Raw genomic sequence first — 21248 nt, 5'->3', positions numbered from 1 at the left:
CGGATTAATCGTTGTAAAATTAGTTACTTTGCGCTGTTTATCTATATTTTAATCCATGAAGCGATTTTCCACGATTCTCTTTTATCTCCGGAACCAGAAAGGCAATCTCCTGCTATACCTTATATGTATTTTATTATCGATAGTGTTTTCACTCTTATCACTGGCCATGTTAGCGCCTTTTTTGCAATTGTTGTTCGGAAAGGAAGCGCTGGTGCGGGAACTGCCGGAAGCAAGTTTCAGTTCGGCGTATGTGATCACATATCTTAAATATCTTCTTACACTTCTTATCGATAAATACAATAACAAGGTATATGCGCTGGCAGCCATCTGTATCACGGTGATCGTTTCTGTGCTGCTGAAGAACCTGTTCCTGTATCTTTCGTTCCGGATCATGATCCCGCTTCGCAACCGGGTAATGACCACTTTCCGGGATGATATGTATACGAAGATCCTTAAACTGCCCATCGGCTTTTTCACAGAACAACGCAAGGGCGATATCATGAGCCGGATGAGTAACGATATGAATGAGATCGAATGGAGCATAATGAGTACACTGGAAGGTTTGATCCGCGATCCGCTCAACATCCTCATCATTCTTTTTACCCTTGTATTCCTCAGCCCCACTTTAAGTTTGTTCCTGCTTGTATTGTTGCCTGCTACCGGTTTCATCATCGGCAGGATCAGCCGTAAACTGAAAAAACAATCCAACCAGGCACAGGAACAACAGGGCCTGATCCTTTCCATCCTCGATGAAACCATCTCAGGCCTTCGCGTGGTGAAAGCATTCAATGCAGAGAAACTGCTCAATAACCGTTTTCTCAATACAAGCCATCGCCTTCATACACTCCGCGTGAAGATGGCATTTCGCCGCGATCTGGCATCACCGTTATCCGAGTTTATGGGAGTACTTGTACTGAGCTGTATCCTCTGGATCGGGGGGCAAATGGTATTAGGCAATGAAGCAAACGGAGAAACCAGCGGCCTTACTGCGGAAGCCTTCATCACCTACATCGTTTTTTTCACACAGATCATCAACCCCGCCAAATCCCTGAGCACAGCCTTCTACAATGCACAACGCGGAAGCGCCGCCATCGCCCGTGTGGAAGAAATTCTGAAAGCGCCGGTGGTAGTGGAAGAGGCTGCCAATCCCAAAACACTAACCAGCTTCAATAACCGCATCGAGTTCAAAAACGTTTCTTTCAAATACGAGGATGTTACCATCCTGGATAATATCAATCTCACAATCGAGAAAGGCAAGACGATTGCACTGGTGGGATCTTCAGGCGCGGGAAAATCAACGCTGGCCGACCTGGTGCCAAGATTCCACGATGTCAGCAGCGGTGAATTACTTATCGATGGCATCAATATCAGGGAATATTCATTGAAGTCGCTGAGAGACCAGATCGGTATTGTTACGCAGGAGCCGATCCTTTTCAATGATACCATTGCCAGTAATATCGCACTCAGTAATCCCGATGCTTCGCTGACCGATATCGAGCATGCAGCTACCATCGCCAATGCGCATAACTTCATCTCCAAAAAAGAAGAAGGCTATGAGACCAATATCGGCGACCGTGGCAGCAAACTCAGCGGAGGAGAAAGACAAAGGCTTACCATTGCACGCGCAGTGCTGAAGAACCCGCCCATCCTGATTCTGGACGAAGCCACTTCTTCCCTGGATACCGAAAGTGAAAGACTGGTGCAGGACGCAATCAATAAAATGATGGCCAACAGGACCAGTATCGTAATTGCACACAGGCTTAGCACCATCCGGCATGCTGATGAGATCATCGTACTGCAGCGCGGGCAGATCGTTGAGCGCGGCACACACGATCAGCTGATTGCCATGGAAGGGTTCTACCACAAACTGGTGAAAATGCAGGAAGTGAAATAAATATTTCGGGAAGCGATGCGGTTCGCCGGAGGCGAACAAATACAAGTCACTCGCCGGGAGGCGAGCGACTGCCAGCTCTCCGCCCTTTTAGTCAGCCCCGGTATTCCTGTAATTGATCTACTGTTTTATAATGCTGTACTTGAATTTGTAATTTCTCGTTTGGTTCTCTTCGGATCCGGAAGAGGTAGTCTTCTTCTCCTTCAATTCAATGGTTGCCGGCAAACCTTTTTCACCCAGTGTAATGGTACGGGTAATGGTCGTATAATCGTAGGCGGGCTCACCCACTACCTGGCCATTATCGAGCGTTTCTCTTTTGATGGTTTGTTTATAAGACAACCCGTTATTGGGCGACAATAATTGATCCGGCATTTCCACCTGACTCAAATTAAGGATAATCAACAAAAAGCCCAGTCCGTTTAATGAATAGGGATTGGTGTTATTATCGTAACCATGTTCAAAACTTGAGGTGATACGCTCACCTGAAGTTTCCTGCGTATGGGGGGGTACCAGAAGATTATTGCGCCCATCCCATCCGAGTGAGATCGCGGCTCCATTACTCCCGGCTTTTAATGATGTCAATCGATTGGCTGCGTTGAAAGTGTAAAAAAGAGTATCTCTCCTGTCTTCATCAGGTGTGCCGTTTTCATCGTACCCCAACAAAGCCGTATAAGACAGATTTCCTCCCTCATGTACAAATTTGGCGCTGGTCTGACGCCTGTAGCCTTCATTGATTTGCGGCCTGATAAAAAAATCAGCAGTTGCCGGCTTACCATTATTGTAAGTAAAATCGAGATAATACATGGGCAGGTATGCCTCATCATTCACCTTCATACTGAACTGAATTTTTGTAGGCTGGCTCTGCTCATTGTAAGTAAAACTTAGTTTGCTGTCTTCCATTTCCACTTCCTGGAGCTGAATGATCTCTTTGGGATCTTTGTCATCGTCTTTGCTGCAAGCGGAAATAAACAAAGAGAGCGAGAGGAAGGGTAAGATTAGTTTTTTCATAAATAAAGTTTTGATTAGGGTATTGAAACCAGTGCAAAGGAAATGAAGGAAATTGATATTTCCCTGCAGGATTCCTAAATTTTCATTTCTGCAACACAGGTTATCCAATTATGGTCTGACAGTCATTTTTGGCCTCTCTTTTCGTACATTCACCCCTTAATTAAAATTTTCATGATGAAGAGATTGCTCTCTGCTGCTGTATGTTTACTGCTGGTGACTATTGGTCTCCCTGCAGCAGCACAAAAAAAACAATTCACAGCAGACCAGTTGCTGAAGAACAACCTCCCCGCCAATGTAACGAAGCCATTACCCAATATCAGGGGATGGGCAGATGATGACCATTATCTTGAAATGCAAAAAGGAGAAAATGGACAATCCATTACTGTATCCGTAAATGCGAAAACAGGAAAGACCGCTCCGTATATCGCTTCCGCCAATCATGCTTTTTCTTATCCTCCTCTCCCCAAAATTGAGGGCGCCCGCAACGTTACCGCCTCCCCCAATGGCAAATGGATCGCATATACCAAACAAGACAATAACCTTTACACCAGGGAACTGGCTTCAGGAAAAGAAAAACAACTCACCACCGATGGTTCCGCTACTACCCTTAATGGTTATGCGAGTTGGGTATATTTTGAAGAGATCCTCGGCCGCGCCAGCAACTACCGCGCTTTCTGGTGGGGTCCTGACAGCAAACAGATCTGCTACATGCACTTTGATGAATCCATGGTGCCTGTTTTCCCTATCTATGTATTGAAAGACCAGCATGGTTATCTCGAGAACACACGCTATCCCAAAGCAGGCGACAAAAACCCTGAAGTAAAAATGGGTGTGGTGAATATCGAAACCGCTGCTACAACATGGGCCGATTTCAATGAGAAAGATGATCAGTACTTCGGCGCTCCTTACTGGACTCCTGGCGGACAACTCTGGATCCAATGGATGAACCGCGATCAGAATCAACTGAAGATATTTAATGTGAATACAGCCAATGGCAGTAAGAATATTGTATACGAAGAAGAACAGAAAACCTGGATCACGCTTGATGACAATGATCGTATCGAATTCCTCTCCAACAACAAAGGCTTCATCGTGAAAAGCGATAAGGACGGTTGGCAGAACCTCTACCATTACGATATGTCCGGCAAACTGATCAACCAGATCACCAATGGTAATTTCTGGAGTACATCGCTGCTGAAATTTGATGAGAAAGCAGGTATGCTTTATATCAGGGCCAGGAAAGAAAATTCCGCCCGCTTCGATCTGTATAGAGTTGGTCTCAATGGCAAGGGCCTTACCCGCCTGAGTTTCGGGGATTACTCACACGATATGGTCCAAATCTCACCCAGTGGAAAATACTTCATTACCACTTACTCCAACCTCTCAACTGCCCCTGCAATGGCGCTTGTTGACGGCAAAGGAAAACTGGTGCGTATGCTCGGAGATTCCAAAGGCACTGAGTTCGACAACTACGCAATCCCCCGTACAGAACTGGTACGCGTAAAGTCCACTGATGGATTGTTCGACCTGCCGGTGACCATCACTTATCCCATCAACTTCGATCCCACAAAAAAATACCCCATCCTTGTGAGCATTTATGGTGGCCCTGATGCCGGCACCGTGTATGATCGCTGGAGACCTGTTGGCGGACTCACACAATGGTGGGCCCAGGAAGGCCTGGTGCAGGTGGCAATTGATAATCGCGCCAGTGGTCATTTCGGAAAAAATGGACTGAACTATATCTACCGCAAACTCGGCGTTCATGAGATCGAAGATTTCATGGCAGCAGGCAAATGGCTTCAAAGCCAGCCCTGGGCTGACCCTGCTAAACTTGCGATGACAGGAGGCAGCTTTGGTGGCTACATGACCTGCATGGCACTCACCTATGGCGCTGATGTGTATTCATTCGGCGTAGCCAATGCATCGGTTACGGACTGGCAATTCTATGATACGCATTATACAGAGCGCTTCATGGATACACCGCAAGACAATGCTGAAGGATATAAGAACACTTCAGTGATGACCTACGCCAATAAATACAAGGGCGGTCTGCGCATCGTGCATGGTACTACAGACGATAACGTGCATATGCAGAACAGCATGGTGCTGGTTGATAAACTGGAAGAACTGGGAAAACATTTCGAGTTGATGATCTATCCTGGTGAACGCCACAGCATCGGCGCCAACAGCATGAACAAACGCATTCATAACAGGAACGAAGCAGTACGGTTCTGGTATGTGAACCTGCTGAACAAGCCTGTACCGGCTGAATTCAAATAGAACAGAGGCTGACTAAAAGATCGGAGAGCTGGCAGTCGCTCGCCTCCCGGCGAGTGACTTCTATTTGTTCGCCTCCGGCGAACACCGCATCGCCTCCTGGCGACTGTGCCCACTCTGAGACAAAAAAAATCCCGGCTGATTTCACAGCCGGGATCTATTAAAATTTTGAGGTTAATTACTATTTGTTCATCATCTGTTTGGCCTCGATGCTCAATGTAGCATGGGGCACAGCACGAAGACGTGCTTTGTCGATGAGCTTACCTGTGACACGGCAGATACCGTAGGTTTTATTCTCAATACGCATGAGCGCTTTTTCCAGGTGATCAATATAATTGATCTGACGGCTGGCCATTTGTGCCAGTTGTTCGCGTTCCATGCTCACACTTCCATCCTCCATGGTCATATAGCGATTCTCATTCTCATCGCCGCCCATTTCATCCTTGCGTGTGATTAATCCCTGCAGGTAAGTCAATTCTTTCTTTGCCTGTTCGAGCTTCTTCAGAATCAGGTCTTTGAATTCTTGTAATTCACTGTCGCTGTATCTCATGGTAGGTCCCGTTTGTATGTTTTCAGGTTGATCTAATACAGATTTGGTAAAATCCGGCTCATACTTACGAACAGACTTCGTCTTCAGTTCCGGAATCACCACTTTAACCGGTTTCGGGGGAGTTGGGGGTACAGTTTTCTTCGGAATTGGAGGGGGAGCAACGGGCTCCTGTTTTTTTACTTCAGTTTTCTTCACTTCTGGTTTGGGCTCTGCAACTTTCTTTACTTCCGCAGCCTTCACAGTGGCAGCCACTACTTTCTTAGGTTCCGGTTTGGAAGCTTTAGCTGGCGCAGAAGCGGCCTTTGCAACTGGCTTTGCAGCTGGTTTAGCAGCAGGCTTCTTAGCCGCAGGTGCCGCAACTTTTTTAGCCGGTGCAGACTTCGCTGCCGGCGCAGGTTTTGCTGCCTTCTTCGGAACAGGCTTAGTTGTTTTCTTGACAGCAGCAGGTTTGGCAGCAGGCTTTTTAGCCGGCGCCGCTTTTTTCGGTGCGACGGCCTTCTTTGCTGGCTTAGCTGCTTTCTTCTTGGTTGCCATACTGTTAGGCTTTTTTAGTGACAAACACTTTTAATGGAATATCATTCACCTCAATTTCAGTGCCATCAGGCAATTCAGGGACCAATTCCAGTTTATCTGCCAAAATTTCCGCGCAAATATAGGTATTAAATTGAGCGATTGAACCTTTCAATTCCTGATGATCGGTCAACTGGACCATGATCCTGTCCGTTAGTTCATACCCATTGTCTTTCCGGATCTTTTGGATTCTGTTAACCAGTTCGCGGGCATTGCCTTCGCTGATCAGTTCAGGGGTTACGGTGATATCGAGCGCTACAGTCAGAGAGTCTTTGTTCGCTACCATCCAGCCTGGAATATCCTCACTGGTGATGTCTACTTCATTAGCCTGTAATATTAAGGGTTCGTTATCAATTAACAATGAAATTGACCCTTCTTTTTCTAAACGATTGATATCATCCTGTGTAAAACTACCAAGCGCAGCCGCTACTGACTTCATTTTTGGACCAAGCTTTTTGCCCAGTGCAATGTAATTCGGCTTGATCTTTTTCTTGATGAACCCATCTTCGGTCAGGTATTGCAGTTCCTTCACGTTCACCTCACTCTTGATGAGGTCTTCCACTTTTTGGATCTGCATTTTCATATCCGGGTTCAGAACGGGGATCAGTACTTTTTGCAGGGGCTGTCTAACCTTGATGTTCACCTTTTTCCTGAGACTGAGGATCAGCGAAGATGCATCCTGGGCCAGTTGCATCCTCTCTTCCAGCGATGCGTCCACTGCAGTGTTGTCTACTTCAGGGAACAGCACATGGTGTACGGATTTTTCCTTGCGGAGCCCGGTAACGTCATTCAGCGCATTGTACAGCCTGTCGCTGAAGAACGGAGAGATTGGAGCCATCAGCAAGCTGATCTTCTCCAGGCACTCGTACAATGTCTGGTAAGCACAGATCTTGTCGTGCTCATATTCTCCTTTCCAGAAACGGCGGCGGCAAAGGCGCACATACCAGTTGCTGAGCTGCTCTCCAACAAATTCTTCTATCGCACGTCCTGCCGGTGTAGGTTCATAATCATCCAGGCTCGCTTTCACTTTGCTGATGAGGGTGTTCAGGGAGCTCAGTATCCAGCGGTCGATCTCCGGGCGATCTGCCAGTGGGATGTATTTTTCTTTGAAGGCAAATCCATCCACATTGGCATAAAGGGCAAAGAACTGGTATGTATTAAATAAGGTACCGAAAAATTTACGTTGTACTTCCCTGATGCCCTCCAGGTCGAATTTCATATTGTCCCAGGGAGATGCGTTGGTCACCAGGTACCAGCGCGTGGCATCGGCGCCGAATTCATTGATGGTCTTGAAAGGGTCCACCACATTACCGAGACGCTTACTCATTTTGTTGCCGTCCTTGTCGAGCACAAGGCCGTTACTCACGCAGGTTTTGTAAGCCACATTCTCATAGAGCAGGCTTGAAATGGCATGCAGGGTATAGAACCATCCCCTGGTCTGGTCAACACCTTCTGCGATGTAATCAGCGGGATAGTTTGTTCCGAACGGCGCTTTGAAGGGGCGCGGGTCGCCGGCTTTCAGTTTTTCGTAATCCAGCCCCCATTGCGCATAAGGCATGGCGCCTGAATCGAACCAAACATCCACCAGGTCAGGAACGCGCTTCATTGGCCTGCCCGTAGTGCTAACCAGTACGATCTCGTCCACATATGGTTTGTGCAGATCGAGGATACCTTCATGGAGATAGTTCTTGTTCACATCACCGCCCAATACTTCACTGGCCTTCCTGATTTCGGTATTCAGCTCTTCGATGGAGCCGATACATTTGAATTCGATATTCTCTTCTCCATCCGTTTTCCAGATGGGCAGCGGCGTTCCCCAGAAGCGGCTGCGGCTGAGGTTCCAGTCCACCATATTTTCCAGCCAGTTGCCGAAGCGGCCTTCGCCGGTTGATTTCGGTTTCCAGTTGATGGTCTTGTTCAGCTCCACCATTTTCTCGCGGAGTGCCGTTGTTTTTATGAACCAGGCTTCCAGCGGATAATAGAGAACGGGTTTATCTGTTCGCCAGCAGTGCGGATAATTGTGTTCGTATTTTTCGATCTTGAAGGCGCGGTTCTCTTTTTTCAATTTCACGCAGATGTCTACATTCACATCTACATAGTCCTTTTCGTTCTTGTAATCTTTTACGTAACGGTTGCTGAATTCTCCGAGGCCATCAACAAATTTCCCCTGCTTGTCAACCATGATCAGGATGCCGATGCCATATTTTTTACCCACTTTAAAGTCATCCGCACCAAATGCCGGCGCCGTGTGTACGATACCGGTACCATCTTCCGTGGTAACGAAATCTCCCAGCAATACGCGGAACGGATCGCCGCCTGCTACAGCAGCACTGTTGGCTTCGTATGGGAGGAGCTGTTCGTAGCGTGCTTCCTCGATCTGGGCCCCCTTGAAAGTGGTGAGGATGGTCCAGGGGAGAATTTTGTCGCCTTCTTTGTAGGTATCAACCGTCAGGTTTTCACCTTCGGGTTTAAAATATTTTCCGAGGAGGTCCTTCGCCAATACAACATTCACCGGGATATGCGTATAAGGGTTCACGGTATTCACGAGTACATAATCGATATTGGCGCCTACGGTGAGTCCGAGGTTCGAAGGAAGGGTCCAGGGAGTAGTGGTCCATGCCATGAAAAACAACTCTGCATTACCGTTAGCCCTTGCCTTTTCGAAGAGGAAAGCGGTACGGTTGTTCTCGATGGCTTTGAACATCACCACGGCGGAAGTGTCCTTCACGTTCTTGTAAGTGCCGGGCATATTCAGTTCATGGGAACTGAGGCCGGTACCTGCAGCGGGGGAATATGGCTGGATGCTCACGCTTTCATAGAGCAATCCTTTCTTGTAAAATTGCTGGAGGATCCACCAGAGTGTTTCGATATAGCTGTTATCGAAAGTGATATAGGGATCGGTAAGATCAACCCAGTAGCCCATTTTGCGGGTAAGATCGTCCCATTTGTCTTTGAAGCGCATTACTGCTTCGCGGCATTTCAGGTTGTATTCTTCAACGGTGATTTTCTTACCGATATCTTCTTTGGTGATGCCCAATTCTTTTTCTACGCCCAGTTCGATGGGGAGGCCATGGGTGTCCCATCCGGCTTTCCTTTTTACCTGGAAGCCCTGCATGGTCTTGTAACGACATACCAGGTCTTTCAGGGTGCGGCTGATCACGTGGTGAATGCCGGGCATACCGTTGGCAGAGGGCGGTCCTTCGTAGAAAACGAAATGGGGTGCGCCTTCGCGGAGCGACACACTTTGCTCAAAAGCCTGGGAAGCATCCCATTTGGCAAGGGTTTCCTGCTCAATTTCAGGCAGGTTCAATCTGGAGAATTCCTGGTATTTGGCTGACATATAATGATTCGAGCTAATATCCAGACCGTTTCCCCCGGAGGGGCAGGCCGGAACTGGTAAAATCCGTGGTTTAAAAGTGTGCAAAGGTACTGAATTTTCAGGGTATCCGGGATGGTCCTCTGTTATAAAATTGAGATGCCGGGGAGGCAAAAAGCACTGCATCAGTCATGATAAATAACCGGATCAGGCATGCAAAAAATGCGCTTATTTTTTTGTCATTAGTCAATTTACGATGAAACCGTGTTTTTACGGTCGGATGAAACCGTTTACCACACAGATTTTCAGCCTGTTGGCAGGTAGTGATGCGTAGCTGTTACAACTTCGGTTATACGTCACCGATTACATCAAAGTATATATTAAAAAAAAATTACAGGATTTAATGCTGTCGTGTTAAATTATTTCTGATATTTGAAAAACCGAAAGCAACTGCTTTTCGTAAATAACTCTGAAACGCTGCCGAAAACAAGGCATTCAATCCTCCGGATTGAGATACACTCTGGTTAAAAGCTCCACTGTTCCTTTTGAATTAGTCAATTCGTAGCAATGAAACGCGGCACCATGTCTAACGACAACCGTTATACTAATTCGAGACTCATCTGATTACTAAGTAGCACAGTTCATTTTATCGTTGTAAAGAAAAAACGGCTTGCAAGCCAGGTTCGTTTTGACTTGTTTTGTTGACGCTTTTCCGTGAATGATTTCGGAATATAGAAACATCAATTCCGATCAGGAGCAGGTACGTTAAAACAAAATTAAAACGATCAAGTTCTTTGAATTTTGCTTCAGCTTTTTCCACATTTAAAAGCTTTGGCACAATTTATGAAACTGTATAAATGTTGTCAGTGAACAGCAATGCTGAAACGAAAAAGACAACAACAGCTTTTTGAATCGACATTCTGAACTCATTATATGAAAAACCTTTTCTACGGTTTAGGGTTTAGGGGTTAAAAAGGGGAGTATTCCTGCTCCCCTTTCCTTTTAAAACTCTAAAAACTAGGAAAGGTTTTTTCTTTTAATACATTTCCATCATCGCCATTTCCCGTTTTTAATTTCCGGTATCCGGTAATATTGCATCTCGATGGAAATCGCTGTAACTCAATATCCACAAGGAAAACAAGCGATTGCAGCTAATTAGTCGGCTCCCTTTATTCCACTGTATTTCTATCCCTATAAAATGCTGAGAGCGTGCAGAAACCTGCACGCTCTTTTTGTTTAAATACATTTCTCCGGTTATACTTCCCCGATATGGGAAACCATTTTCTGGAATTGTATCGGATTCTCTACATTTTATTTCTTCGTTCGTACCAGTTTGTAAATTTTTATCGCACTCATCAACACCACTACAAATAATATCAATCCCAATAGCCCCCACACAACACTCATATTTTCTTTCACTACTACCAACATCACAATCGCTACCAGGAATATTGTTGCAACTTCATTCCAGATGCGCAATTGCTGACCACTGTATTTGAAGTTCCCACCCCACTGTTGCTTCGCAATTATATGCAGTGATCCATGATAAATGAACAGGCCGGTAACAAAGAGTAATTTGATCTTTAACCATTCCGGAAAAACGCCGAGCTGGTACCAGGTTGTTAACCCAAAGATCAGGGTCAGTACCGCCGATGGCCAGGTGATCCCGAACCATAGTCGTTTCATCATGATATTATACTGATTCCGCAAAATATCGCGGGCCGGCTCGGGCTGTGCGCCAGCCTCCGCATTGTACACCATCAGCCGGGGCATGTAGAAAAGACCCGCAAACCAGGTGACCACAAAAATGATATGAAGCGCTTTGATATAGAGATACATAAACAGTAGTTTGGTCAGGATTTATTTCGCGTCCTGCACTAATTCCTTCAAAGCCCCGATCCATTTGGGATGCTCATTCATACAGGGGATCAATGTAAATGATTCTCCACCCGCATGTAAAAATATTTCCTTTCCTTCCTCTGCCATCTCTTCCAGGGTTTCCAGGCAATCAGCTACAAAGGCCGGACAAACCACCAGCAGTTTTTTGATCCCCTCCTTCGGCATTTCGGCCAAACGCACAGCTGTATAGGGTTTCAGCCATTCGTCACGCCCCAGCCTGCTTTGAAAGGAATGACTGTATTTCTCTTTCGGGATATTCAGCTTTTCAGCCACCAGCTTTGTAGTTTCCAGAATTTGATGGCGATAGCAGAAAGCATGCGCCGGATTAGCAACATTACAACAGTCACCTATCTTCAGGCAATGTTTTCCTGAAGGGTCTGTTTTTTCAACATGCCTTTCCGGGATCCCATGATAACTGAATACAATATGATCATAGTCTTCAGTCAGGAAGGGCCTGATGCTTTCAGACAACGCATCGATATAACGGGGATCCTTATAGAACGGGGGAACAACCGACAGTTTAAATGGATATTTTCTATCCCTATGCACTTTCTTAGCATATTCCATAGCAGTTTCATAACTGCTCATGGCATAATGCGGATACATCGGCACCAGTACCACTTCTTCCAGCCCGGGTGCTTTCTGCATCAGCTCATCAAAAGCATCCCAGGGTGCAGGATTGCCATAACGCATGGCGATGGCCACAGGCTCTTCCACCTGTTCCTGCAATGCCTGCTGTTGTTGTTTACTGATCACGATCAACGGAGATCCGTCTTTTGTCCAGATACTCTTATAAGCTTCAGCTGATTTTGGTGCGCGGAAAGGCACAATGATACCTTTCACCAACAGAGCTCTCCAGAGTAAGGGAGTATCGATCACCCGCTTATCCATCAGAAATTCATCCAGGTATCTGCGCACATCTTTTACTGCTGTAGAATCCGGGCTGCCGAGATTCATCAATACAATTCCTTTTTTAACCATTGCCATATTTTCGAATGATTTGCAAAAGTAACTTTGTATTGAATGAAAAGTTCACTGAGGTTGATCACTATTTTATGTGACCTTTATCATACAGTAAAATGACAGTAGAATGACAGACAGATTAGGTGATTGACGCTTCCGAGGGTATTTTTGCGCTGTGATTTAGAAATTCACTTTCATGCCAGGACAGAGTAGCAAAGACATATCGAAGTTTTTTATTGCCGGAATTAACTATAAGAAGACAGATGCTGCCATCAGGGGAAAATTCGCTATCAACAATGACCAATACGCTTCCCTTCTTTCACTGGCGCCTTCTTATGGCCTCAACGAATTATTCATCCTCTCCACCTGTAACAGAACAGAGATTTATGGTTTCGCCGATCAGCCGGAACAATTAATCCAATTACTGTGCCATCAAACGGAAGGCAATGCAGATACTTTTTCGCAACTCGCTTATGTGAAAAGTGGCATGAGCGCTATTCAACATACGTTTTCCGTGGGCGCAGGACTTGATTCGCAGATCCTCGGAGACTATGAGATTGTAGGTCAACTGAAAGTAGCAGTGAAGTTTGCACGCGAGAAAGGATTTATCGGCACATTCACGGAAAGGCTGGTGAACAGCGTGCTTCAATCTTCCAAAGCCATCAAGAACAATACTGGACTGAGTGGTGGAACGGTTTCCGTTTCTTTTGCCGCCATCCAGTTCATCAAAGAAAACATAGCAGATATTGCCGGTAAAGAGATCCTGCTGCTCGGCACGGGAAAGATCGGCAGAAGCACCTGCAAGAATATCATCGATTATTTAGGCACTACCAATATCACCCTCATCAACCGTACGCAGGAAAAAGCTGCGGAACTGGCTTTTGAACTGGGTGTACAATATGTGCCTGCCGATCTGCTCACAGATCATATCCGCAGATCAGATATTATCATCGTAGCCACCAATGCTGCTACGCCCACCATTCTGGCTTCCCATCTCAAGGGCCAGGGCAATAAGCTGGTGATCGATCTTTCGATCCCCTGCAATGTGGAAGAATCCTCCCGCCAACTTTCCAACGTTCAACTTGTAAATGTTGATGAGCTGTCGAAGATCAATGACGCCACTTTACAGAAAAGGGAAGCGGAAGTGCCGCTTGCGCTCGCGATTATCGAAGAGCATATTGCAGACTTCACAGACTGGCACGAGATGCGCAAGCATGTGCCCGTTCTCAAAGCGGTTAAAACCAAGCTGAAAGAAATTCAAACCTTCCCTTCATATATTCAACTTTGTCCGGGTACAGTAACAACCCGCCCGGTTGATTCCGATCTGAAGATTCAGCGGGTAATCAATGGAATGGCTACCAAGATGCGCCAGCAAAACACTCGCGGCTGCCAGTACATCGAAGCCATCAACGAGTTTATTACAACAGGTTCGAATTAACTTTGCCATCAATTGAGTGATGATAACAGGGTATCAACTACCTTGCGGCCATCCGCGCGCCTCCGCAGCGCTATCATCACCGGTATATAAATGTTATGATCAGAATAGGAACAAGAGAGAGCCAGCTCGCAGTTTGGCAGGCCAACCAGGTTAAAAGCCTGCTCAGCGATCAGGGCGTTGAAGCAGAACTGGTTTATATCAAAAGCGAAGGAGACGTTGATCTCAAAACCCCGCTTTATGAAATGGGCGTGCAGGGGATCTTCACCCGCAGCCTCGATATTGCCCTGCTCAATAATAAGATCGACCTGGCCGTACACTCCATGAAAGATGTGCCCACACAATTACCCGAAGGCATTGCACAGGCCGCCGTTCTCAAACGGGCTTCCTGGAAAGACCTGCTGATCTATAAAGGAGAACATTTTATTTTCGACAATAAGCTCGCTGCTGCTGATTGCATCATTGCCACCAGCAGCATCCGCCGCAAAGCACAATGGCTGAACCGTTATCCGCATCACACCATCGAAAACCTCCGGGGCAACGTGAATACACGGCTTCGCAAACTGGAGGAAAGCAATTGGAACGGCGCCATCTTCGCCGCAGCAGGACTGGAACGTATCGCACTCCGTCCGGAAAACTCCGTGGAACTCGACTGGATGCTGCCCGCTCCCGCACAGGGCGCCATCACCGTAGCCTGCAGAACCAATGACATATCACTGCTGCAAACATGCAGCACCTTCAACGATACCAATACCGACCTCTGTACCAAAATTGAAAGGGATTTTCTCCGCGCTCTGCTCGGCGGTTGTTCAACTCCTATCAGCGCACTGGCGCAGATCTCAGACAACCAGGTGCATTTCCGTGGTAACATTCTTTCCGTTGACGGAAAACATAAAGTGGAAATCGATAAAACGATACAGATCTCAGAAGCTGCAGGAATAGGAAAAACTTATGCAGCAGAACTGCTCGCCAACGGCGGACAGGAAATTGCCGATGGTATTCAAAAAACTGATCTTCCTGATTGAAAATGACGCAATACAGTATCCTTAGTACAAAAAAATTGATCCCTTCACTCACACAAAATTTAGTGAAGCAGGGCATCGCCTTCCACCAGGAAGAACTGATCCTCATCGAACCGGTGCTCAGCGGTGAAACCCTGGAAACCGTGCTGCCACTCACTTATGAGCCAGGCACGGCAGTAATTTTCACCAGCCGCAACGCAGTGGAAATTGTGGCAGCAGTACTGCATGCCAATGAAGACCTGGATGCCGCACCTACGCACTGGCAGATCTTTTCACTCGCAGGCACCACCAGGGATGCTATTCTCGAGCTATTCGACAATGAGCCCACCGGCGATGTATTTACTGGCGCGCTGCTGGCAGAGACCATTCTTGCCGCCGACGATATCCACCGCGTAGTCTTCTTTTGCAGCAACCAGCGAAGAGATGAACTGCCCAATATCCTCAGTGAACATGACATTGAAGTGAACGAAGTAATCACCTATGAAACCATCGAAACACCGGTAACACTGAAAGAGAATATCGATGGTGTACTGTTCTTCAGTCCAAGCGCTGTAAGCAGTTTCTTCTCTGCCAATAAACTGCCCGCTTCCACCGTATGCTTCGCCATCGGTAACACAACAGCCAAAGCCATTTCCGATTATACGAACAATACAGTGATCATATGTAAAACGCCTACCCAGCAATGTATGCTTGACCTGGTGAAGGAATATTTTATCAAGAAGTAATTAATATAAATAAAGATGCTGCAAAACGACCTGTTATTAAGAACACTGAGAGGAGAAGTCACTGAACGTACCCCAGTATGGATGATGCGTCAGGCTGGCCGTTATCTCCCGGATTATATGAAACTGAAGGCAAAGTATTCTTTCTTCGAACGGTGCCGCATACCCGAACTGGCAACAGAGATCACCATTCAGCCTGTTGAACAGGTGGGTGTGGATGCAGCAATCATTTTCTCGGATATCCTGGTAGTGCCTGAAGCCATGGGAATGGAAGTACAGATGATCGAAAGCAAGGGCCCGCTCTTACCCGATCCTATCAAGCATATCAATGATCTTTCCAAACTCCGTATCCCTGATGTGAATGAGCATCTTGGCTATGTTTACGATGCCCTTCGACTCACTAAAAAAACACTGGCAGGCCGCGTACCGCTGATCGGTTTTGCCGGCGCTCCCTGGACCCTCCTCTGCTATATGGTGCAGGGCAAGGGTTCCAAAACATTCGACGAAGCCAAAGCATTTTGTTATACCCAACCTGAAACAGCTCACCAACTGCTGCAGATGATCACTGATACTACCATCGCTTACCTGAAAGGTCAGGTGCAGGCGGGTGTAGACGTGATCCAGATCTTCGATAGCTGGGGCGGACTCCTGAGCCAGGATGATTTCGAAACTTACAGTCTTTTCTATATCCGCCAGATCGTGGAAGCACTGAAAGACGAAGTGCTCACCATCATCTTCGCCAAAGGCGCCTGGCATAGCCTGGACCGCATGGCGGCAACCGGCGCACATGGCCTGGGTATCGATTGGTGCAATACACCACAGTTCGCACGTCAGCAAGCCGGCGACCGCGTGGTACTGCAAGGCAACTTCGATCCTGCCAGACTGTTAGCCCCCATTCCGGAAATTGAAAAGTCTGTAAAGAAAATGCTGGACGGATTCGGCGGCTATAAACATGTCGCCAATCTCGGTCATGGTATTCTGCCGAATGTACCGGTAGATCATGCAAGGGCGTTTGTTGATACCGTGAAAGCCTATACGAAAAAATAGCGGAGTGCCGCCCAGTCGCTCGCCTCTGGCGAGTGACTTTTATTTAGTCGCCTCCGGCGACGCGGTGTTCGCCGGAGGCGAACCATTAGAAGTCACTCGCCAGAGGCGAGCGACTGGCCACTCTCGAAAAAAAAAATAAATGAACAATCCCATCAAAGACAATTGGATCGCGTTCATCCACGACCTTCAAAACCACATCTGTGCTGCGCTGGAAGCAGCAGACGGACAGGCCCGCTTTTTCGAAGACAAATGGGAACGTCCGGAAGGCGGCGGCGGCAAGACCCGCGTGATCGCCAATGGAAAAGTATTCGAGAAAGGAGGCGTGAACACATCCGTAGTGTACGGTCCCGTTACCGATGCCATGCGCAATCAATTGAAAATTGATGGAGATAACTGGTTCGCCTGCGGCCTCTCGCTGGTGGTCCACCCGCTCAACCCTTTCGTGCCCACTGTACATTGTAACTATCGTATGTTTGAATTGTACGATAAGAACCACAACGTTACAGACCGCTGGTTCGGTGGCGGCACAGACCTCACACCTTATTATTTGATCAATGAAGATGCCATCCATTTTCATTCGACCTATAAAAATGTTTGCGATCAGTTCGACACATCTTTCTACCCTGATTTCAAACGCGAATGCGATCAGTATTTCGTGAATACGCATCGCAACAACGAGCGCAGGGGCATTGGCGGCATTTTCTACGATCACCAACGCCCCAATGAAACGAAAGACGTTGATTTCTGGTTTCGTTTCGGACAGGCATGTGGCAACGCTTTCATTTCCGCCTACGTACCGATTGTGGAAAAGAGGAAAAATATGGAATGGAATGCAGCCAACAAACACTGGCAGGAAATCCGCCGTGGCCGTTATACAGAGTTCAACCTGGTGCACGACCGCGGTACGCTCTTCGGACTGAAGACCAACGGTCGTATCGAAAGCATCCTGATGAGCCTGCCTCCAACAGTGCGCTTCGAATACAATTACCAGCCGGCTCCGGGTAGCGAGGAAGAAAGATTACTCGAAGCCTGTCTTCGTCCAAAAGAATGGGTATAGAAAAAAGAAAACTGTTATCTCACTAAAATAAAACGATCATGTATTTACAAAGAAGAAACAGGATCCTCCGGCAATCTCCCGCCATCCGCGCGATGGTGGCAGAAACCATTCTCAGACCGGAAGATTTTATCGTGCCGTTGTTTGTTGTGGAAGGTAAAGACGTTAAAGAAGAGATCAGCACCATGCCCGGCTATTACAGGCTGAGCCTGGATAACCTCGCACGCGAAGTGAAAGAATTGTGGAGTCTCGGTTTGAAAAGCATCCTGCTTTTCGTGAAAGTGCCGGATGAACTGAAAGATAATAAAGGAACCGAAGCAGTGAACCCAGACGGCCTGATGCAACGCGCCATCAAGACCGCGAAAAATGCCTGCCCGGATATGCTGGTCATGACGGACGTGGCCCTCGATCCTTTTTCTTCTTTTGGTCATGATGGAATTGTGGAAGGACAGGAGATTGTGAATGATGCTACCGTGGAAGTGCTGGCAGCCATGAGCGTGAGCCACGCGCAGGCCGGCGCCGACTTTGTTGCTCCCAGCGACATGATGGATGGTCGTATCGCGGCTATCCGTGAAGCCCTGGAAGAAAACAATTTCACCCGGACCGGCATCATGAGCTACAGCGCCAAATACGCTTCCTGCTTCTATGGCCCCTTCCGCGATGCCCTGGATTCTGCTCCAGGCTTTGGCGACAAGAAAACTTACCAGATGAACTACGCCAATCGTATTGAAGCCATCAAAGAAACATTGATGGATGTGGATGAGGGTGCAGATATCGTAATGGTGAAACCTGCACTCGCATATCTGGATATCATCCGAGAAGTAAAAGATAGCGTAACTATTCCCGTTAGCGCCTACAATATCAGCGGCGAATACAGCATGATCAAGATGGCTGCGAAAGCCGGCATTTTAGATGAAGACAAGGCTATCATTGAAACACTCACCGCCATCAAGCGTGCAGGAGCCGATCTGATTGCCACATACTTCGCAAAGGACGCAGTGAGGCTGATCAGTTAGGGTGCCCAGTCGCTCGCCTCCGGCGAGTGACTTTTGATTAGTCGCCTCCGGCGACGCAGTGTTCGCCGGAGGCGAACAAATAGAAGTAACTCGCCAGAGGCGAGCTACTGGCGGCAGCGAAACAAAACATAACATTCTTTCTATGAACAATACTAAAAGCATTGAGCTGTTCAACCGTGCACAGGAAAGCATTCCGGGAGGTGTTAACTCTCCCGTTCGTGCATTCAGAAGCGTAGGCGGCACGCCACTTTTCATCCAGCGTGCTGAAGGCACTTACCTGTACGATGTGGACGGCAACCGTTATATCGATTACATTGCTTCCTGGGGGCCGATGATCCTCGGTCATGCATATGCGCCGTTGGTGAAAGCCATCCAGGAGCAGGCAGTGTTCTCCACGTCTTACGGAGCTCCTACTGAACTGGAGATCAGAATGGCGGAACTGATCAAAACCATGACGCCAAACGTAGACCTGATCCGCATGGTGAGCAGTGGAACAGAAGCCTGTATGAGCGCTATCCGCGTGGCCCGCGGTTACACCGGCAGGAATAAGATCATCAAGTTCGAAGGTTGTTATCATGGCCATGCAGACTCCTTTCTCGTGAAAGCGGGAAGCGGCGTGGCCACATTGAATATCCAGGCTGTGCCTGGCGTTACTGCTACCACAGCCGCCGATACACTAACCTGCGCTTACAACGATCTGGCGGCGGTTGAAAAACTTGTTGCTGAAAACAAATCACAGGTGGCGGCCATCATCGTGGAGCCAGTTGCCGGCAATATGGGATGCATCATTCCGCAACCTGGTTTCCTGGAAGGTATCCGTAAGATCTGCGATGCAGAAGGGATCGTTTTCATTTTCGATGAAGTGATGACGGGCTTCAGGCTTGCCCGCGGTGGTGCCCAGGAGAAATTGAAAATCGATGCGGACCTTGTCACTTATGGAAAAGTGATCGGAGGTGGATTACCCGTTGGCGCATTCGGCGGCAAACGCAAGATCATGGAAATGGTAGCCCCACTTGGTAGCGTTTACCAGGCGGGTACCCTCAGCGGAAACCCTATTGCCATGATCGCAGGTTATACATTATTGTCTATCCTTAATGAGCAACCGAATCTGCTGAATGAGCTGGATGATAAAACAACGTATTTGAGAGATGGACTTGACAAAGTGTTGAAAGCTTCCGGTACACCTTATGTGATCAATCAACTGGGGTCCATGATCAGCGTACATTTCAGCGATAAGCCTGTAACTGATTTCGCTTCTGCTTCCAGCGCCAACAATGATCTCTTCAAGAAATATTTCCATGCCATGCTGAAACGCGGCGTGTATCTTCCGCCTTCTGCCTTTGAAAGCTGGTTCCTGAACAATGCCATGCAGCAGGAACACCTGGATGCAACTATTAAGGCTACTGAAGAGAGTTTGAAAGAGATATTTTAAAATACTTGTATAAAAAAGGATGGTCGCTGTTTACTACGACCATCCTTTTTATGTGTGATTCACCAAATTAGTTTGGCATTTCATTATTGTCGTACACACTGAGCTTTCCATTGAATGAAAAGGCAGTTGCGAAAGCGGAATTCCGGTTAGGAACATCGTAGGGGTTATTAGTTGAAAACTCTTTGGTCCCTTCAATCTTCACATCAAAATTGATGGTACCCGCCTGCACATCGATGCTTTTGATATCGATATTGAAAGTGAGGCCGGTTCGTGGTTCGCCTTCCTCATAAACCTCAATTTCTCCATTTGAAAGTCCCAAGTCATCCCAATTGAGTTCGAAGTACTTGTAAAGAATTTTCTTGGTGGCAGGATCATAAACAAAAGACAGCTCAATTTCGTTCTCGCTATATCTATCCGCATACCTGCGAATATTGATATCGTAAGTACCATTTGAATTCTTGTGCATTGCGTCTGTATAACTGTTATCCCATTTGTATTTGAAGGTAGCAGTCAGTTTGCGCTCCGTATTCTTTAAATCAGTGAAAGTGGTTGTAGCGGTGATTGGCTCATCCTCACCGATATCTCTTTTTAATTCATTAAGGTCATCTTTCAGGTCTTTGTTGCAAGAGGAGAAAGACAGAGCACCGGCCATCAAGGCGCAAAAAAACACAAACGATCTTTTCATTTGATTGAGTTTTGAATTGAGGTTATTTGAATATTGAACAATAGCATTTCCATTCAGGCATTTTCATGCCTGTTCAGAGCGTTTAATTGTAGATGGGAAAAATTTAAAACTGTCTTATCCGGTAATGCTGGTTACTGCATCAAATAACAAATCCGGTTTATAGCTATCGTGGTGGGTGTAACGGCAGCAGGTTTTCAGAGCAGTGTTTTGATTTTTCATGGTTTGGATCAATGTTGCGGCTGCAAAGGAAACGAAAAAACCATTCACTTAAAAACAAATAATAAAAAAACGGGTATTCATTGACGTTGATCAAAAAACGAAAATGTGCGCAATACAACCCCACCCTGCTTTTAGAATGTAT

Annotated in this window: 15 protein-coding genes; 9 read left to right on the top strand and 6 right to left on the bottom strand. The window is 47.0% G+C overall.

The features are described from left to right. Positions 1-55: 55 nt before the first annotated feature. Positions 56-1894 (top strand): ABC transporter ATP-binding protein, encoded by a 1839-nt coding sequence (locus D9Y29_RS14105; RefSeq protein WP_127129211.1) that lies wholly within the window; start codon positions 56-58, stop codon positions 1892-1894. Between the two features lie 117 nt (positions 1895-2011). On the opposite strand, the gene D9Y29_RS14100 is transcribed toward D9Y29_RS14105, so the two are convergent. Next, positions 2012-2899: a hypothetical protein gene (locus D9Y29_RS14100; RefSeq protein ID WP_127129209.1), complete on the bottom strand. Its 888-nt coding sequence runs from the start codon at positions 2897-2899 to the stop codon at positions 2012-2014. Positions 2900-3070: 171 nt separating this feature from the next. Between D9Y29_RS14100 and D9Y29_RS14095 the strand changes: the two genes are divergently transcribed. Further along, positions 3071-5179 carry a S9 family peptidase gene (locus D9Y29_RS14095; RefSeq protein ID WP_127129207.1) on the top strand — a complete coding sequence of 703 codons (2109 nt, stop codon included), beginning with the start codon at positions 3071-3073 and terminating at the stop codon, positions 5177-5179. 178 nt (positions 5180-5357) lie between these two features. Here D9Y29_RS14095 and D9Y29_RS14090 read toward each other — a convergent pair whose 3' ends face one another. The 4 genes from D9Y29_RS14090 to hemH form a co-directional block, all read right to left on the bottom strand. Further along, complete coding sequence (locus D9Y29_RS14090; RefSeq protein ID WP_127129205.1) at positions 5358-6260, bottom strand: TraR/DksA family transcriptional regulator; 903 nt, start codon at positions 6258-6260, stop codon at positions 5358-5360. Between the two features lie 4 nt (positions 6261-6264). Beyond that, positions 6265-9636, bottom strand: coding sequence for an isoleucine--tRNA ligase (gene ileS / locus D9Y29_RS14085; RefSeq protein ID WP_127129203.1), 3372 nt, complete (start codon positions 9634-9636; stop codon positions 6265-6267). Between the two features lie 1287 nt (positions 9637-10923). Beyond that, entirely contained in the window at positions 10924-11451 is a 528-nt protein-coding gene (locus D9Y29_RS14080; protein ID WP_127129201.1) for a CopD family protein, read from the bottom strand. 21 nt (positions 11452-11472) lie between these two features. Continuing rightward, the gene (hemH, locus tag D9Y29_RS14075) at positions 11473-12498 is read right to left on the bottom strand and encodes a ferrochelatase (protein ID WP_206513781.1); all 1026 of its coding nucleotides are present in this window, start codon (positions 12496-12498) and stop codon (positions 11473-11475) included. Between the two features lie 172 nt (positions 12499-12670). On the opposite strand from hemH, the gene hemA reads away from it, so the two are divergent. From hemA to hemL, 7 genes are all read left to right on the top strand, one after another. Beyond that, positions 12671-13912, top strand: a complete 1242-nt coding sequence (gene hemA, locus D9Y29_RS14070; protein WP_127129199.1) for a glutamyl-tRNA reductase — start codon at positions 12671-12673, stop codon at positions 13910-13912. 95 nt (positions 13913-14007) lie between these two features. Further along, positions 14008-14934 (top strand): hydroxymethylbilane synthase, encoded by a 927-nt coding sequence (gene hemC / locus D9Y29_RS14065; RefSeq protein WP_127129197.1) that lies wholly within the window; start codon positions 14008-14010, stop codon positions 14932-14934. A gap of 2 nt (positions 14935-14936) precedes the next feature. Next, positions 14937-15656 carry a uroporphyrinogen-III synthase gene (locus D9Y29_RS14060; protein ID WP_241237946.1) on the top strand — a complete coding sequence of 240 codons (720 nt, stop codon included), beginning with the start codon at positions 14937-14939 and terminating at the stop codon, positions 15654-15656. Between the two features lie 15 nt (positions 15657-15671). Beyond that, positions 15672-16700, top strand: coding sequence for a uroporphyrinogen decarboxylase (hemE, locus tag D9Y29_RS14055; protein ID WP_127129193.1), 1029 nt, complete (start codon positions 15672-15674; stop codon positions 16698-16700). A 139-nt stretch (positions 16701-16839) separates the two neighbouring features. Continuing rightward, positions 16840-17757, top strand: coding sequence for an oxygen-dependent coproporphyrinogen oxidase (gene hemF, locus D9Y29_RS14050; RefSeq protein ID WP_127129191.1), 918 nt, complete (start codon positions 16840-16842; stop codon positions 17755-17757). 38 nt (positions 17758-17795) lie between these two features. After that, a complete protein-coding gene (hemB, locus tag D9Y29_RS14045) occupies positions 17796-18770 on the top strand; it encodes a porphobilinogen synthase (protein WP_127129189.1) in 975 nt (324 codons plus the stop codon). A gap of 142 nt (positions 18771-18912) precedes the next feature. After that, positions 18913-20202 (top strand): glutamate-1-semialdehyde 2,1-aminomutase, encoded by a 1290-nt coding sequence (gene hemL / locus D9Y29_RS14040; protein ID WP_241237937.1) that lies wholly within the window; start codon positions 18913-18915, stop codon positions 20200-20202. Positions 20203-20269: 67 nt separating this feature from the next. On the opposite strand, the gene D9Y29_RS14035 is transcribed toward hemL, so the two are convergent. Then, on the bottom strand, positions 20270-20887 hold the full coding sequence (locus D9Y29_RS14035; RefSeq protein WP_127129187.1) for a hypothetical protein: 618 nt from the start codon (positions 20885-20887) through the stop codon (positions 20270-20272). Positions 20888-21248: the final 361 nt, after the last annotated feature.

It is taken from the genome of Pseudoflavitalea rhizosphaerae (assembly GCF_003991355.1).
Taxonomy (GTDB): domain Bacteria; phylum Bacteroidota; class Bacteroidia; order Chitinophagales; family Chitinophagaceae; genus Pseudobacter; species Pseudobacter rhizosphaerae.
Note: the sequence above shows the minus strand (reverse complement) of the source record. Positions and strands in the feature narration are given on the sequence as shown.

Excerpts from the sequence above, each read along its gene's own strand:
- D9Y29_RS14105 (WP_127129211.1), top strand. The coding sequence starts at position 56 with ATGAAGCGATTTTCCACGATTCTCTTTTATCTCCGGAACCAGAAAGGC.
- D9Y29_RS14100 (WP_127129209.1), bottom strand. The coding sequence starts at position 2,899 with ATGAAAAAACTAATCTTACCCTTCCTCTCGCTCTCTTTGTTTATTTCC.
- D9Y29_RS14095 (WP_127129207.1), top strand. The coding sequence starts at position 3,071 with ATGATGAAGAGATTGCTCTCTGCTGCTGTATGTTTACTGCTGGTGACT.
- D9Y29_RS14090 (WP_127129205.1), bottom strand. The coding sequence starts at position 6,260 with ATGGCAACCAAGAAGAAAGCAGCTAAGCCAGCAAAGAAGGCCGTCGCA.
- ileS (WP_127129203.1), bottom strand. The coding sequence starts at position 9,636 with ATGTCAGCCAAATACCAGGAATTCTCCAGATTGAACCTGCCTGAAATT.
- D9Y29_RS14080 (WP_127129201.1), bottom strand. The coding sequence starts at position 11,451 with ATGTATCTCTATATCAAAGCGCTTCATATCATTTTTGTGGTCACCTGG.
- hemH (WP_206513781.1), bottom strand. The coding sequence starts at position 12,498 with ATGGCAATGGTTAAAAAAGGAATTGTATTGATGAATCTCGGCAGCCCG.
- hemA (WP_127129199.1), top strand. The coding sequence starts at position 12,671 with ATGCCAGGACAGAGTAGCAAAGACATATCGAAGTTTTTTATTGCCGGA.
- hemC (WP_127129197.1), top strand. The coding sequence starts at position 14,008 with ATGATCAGAATAGGAACAAGAGAGAGCCAGCTCGCAGTTTGGCAGGCC.
- D9Y29_RS14060 (WP_241237946.1), top strand. The coding sequence starts at position 14,937 with ATGACGCAATACAGTATCCTTAGTACAAAAAAATTGATCCCTTCACTC.
- hemE (WP_127129193.1), top strand. The coding sequence starts at position 15,672 with ATGCTGCAAAACGACCTGTTATTAAGAACACTGAGAGGAGAAGTCACT.
- hemF (WP_127129191.1), top strand. The coding sequence starts at position 16,840 with ATGAACAATCCCATCAAAGACAATTGGATCGCGTTCATCCACGACCTT.
- hemB (WP_127129189.1), top strand. The coding sequence starts at position 17,796 with ATGTATTTACAAAGAAGAAACAGGATCCTCCGGCAATCTCCCGCCATC.
- hemL (WP_241237937.1), top strand. The coding sequence starts at position 18,913 with ATGAACAATACTAAAAGCATTGAGCTGTTCAACCGTGCACAGGAAAGC.
- D9Y29_RS14035 (WP_127129187.1), bottom strand. The coding sequence starts at position 20,887 with ATGAAAAGATCGTTTGTGTTTTTTTGCGCCTTGATGGCCGGTGCTCTG.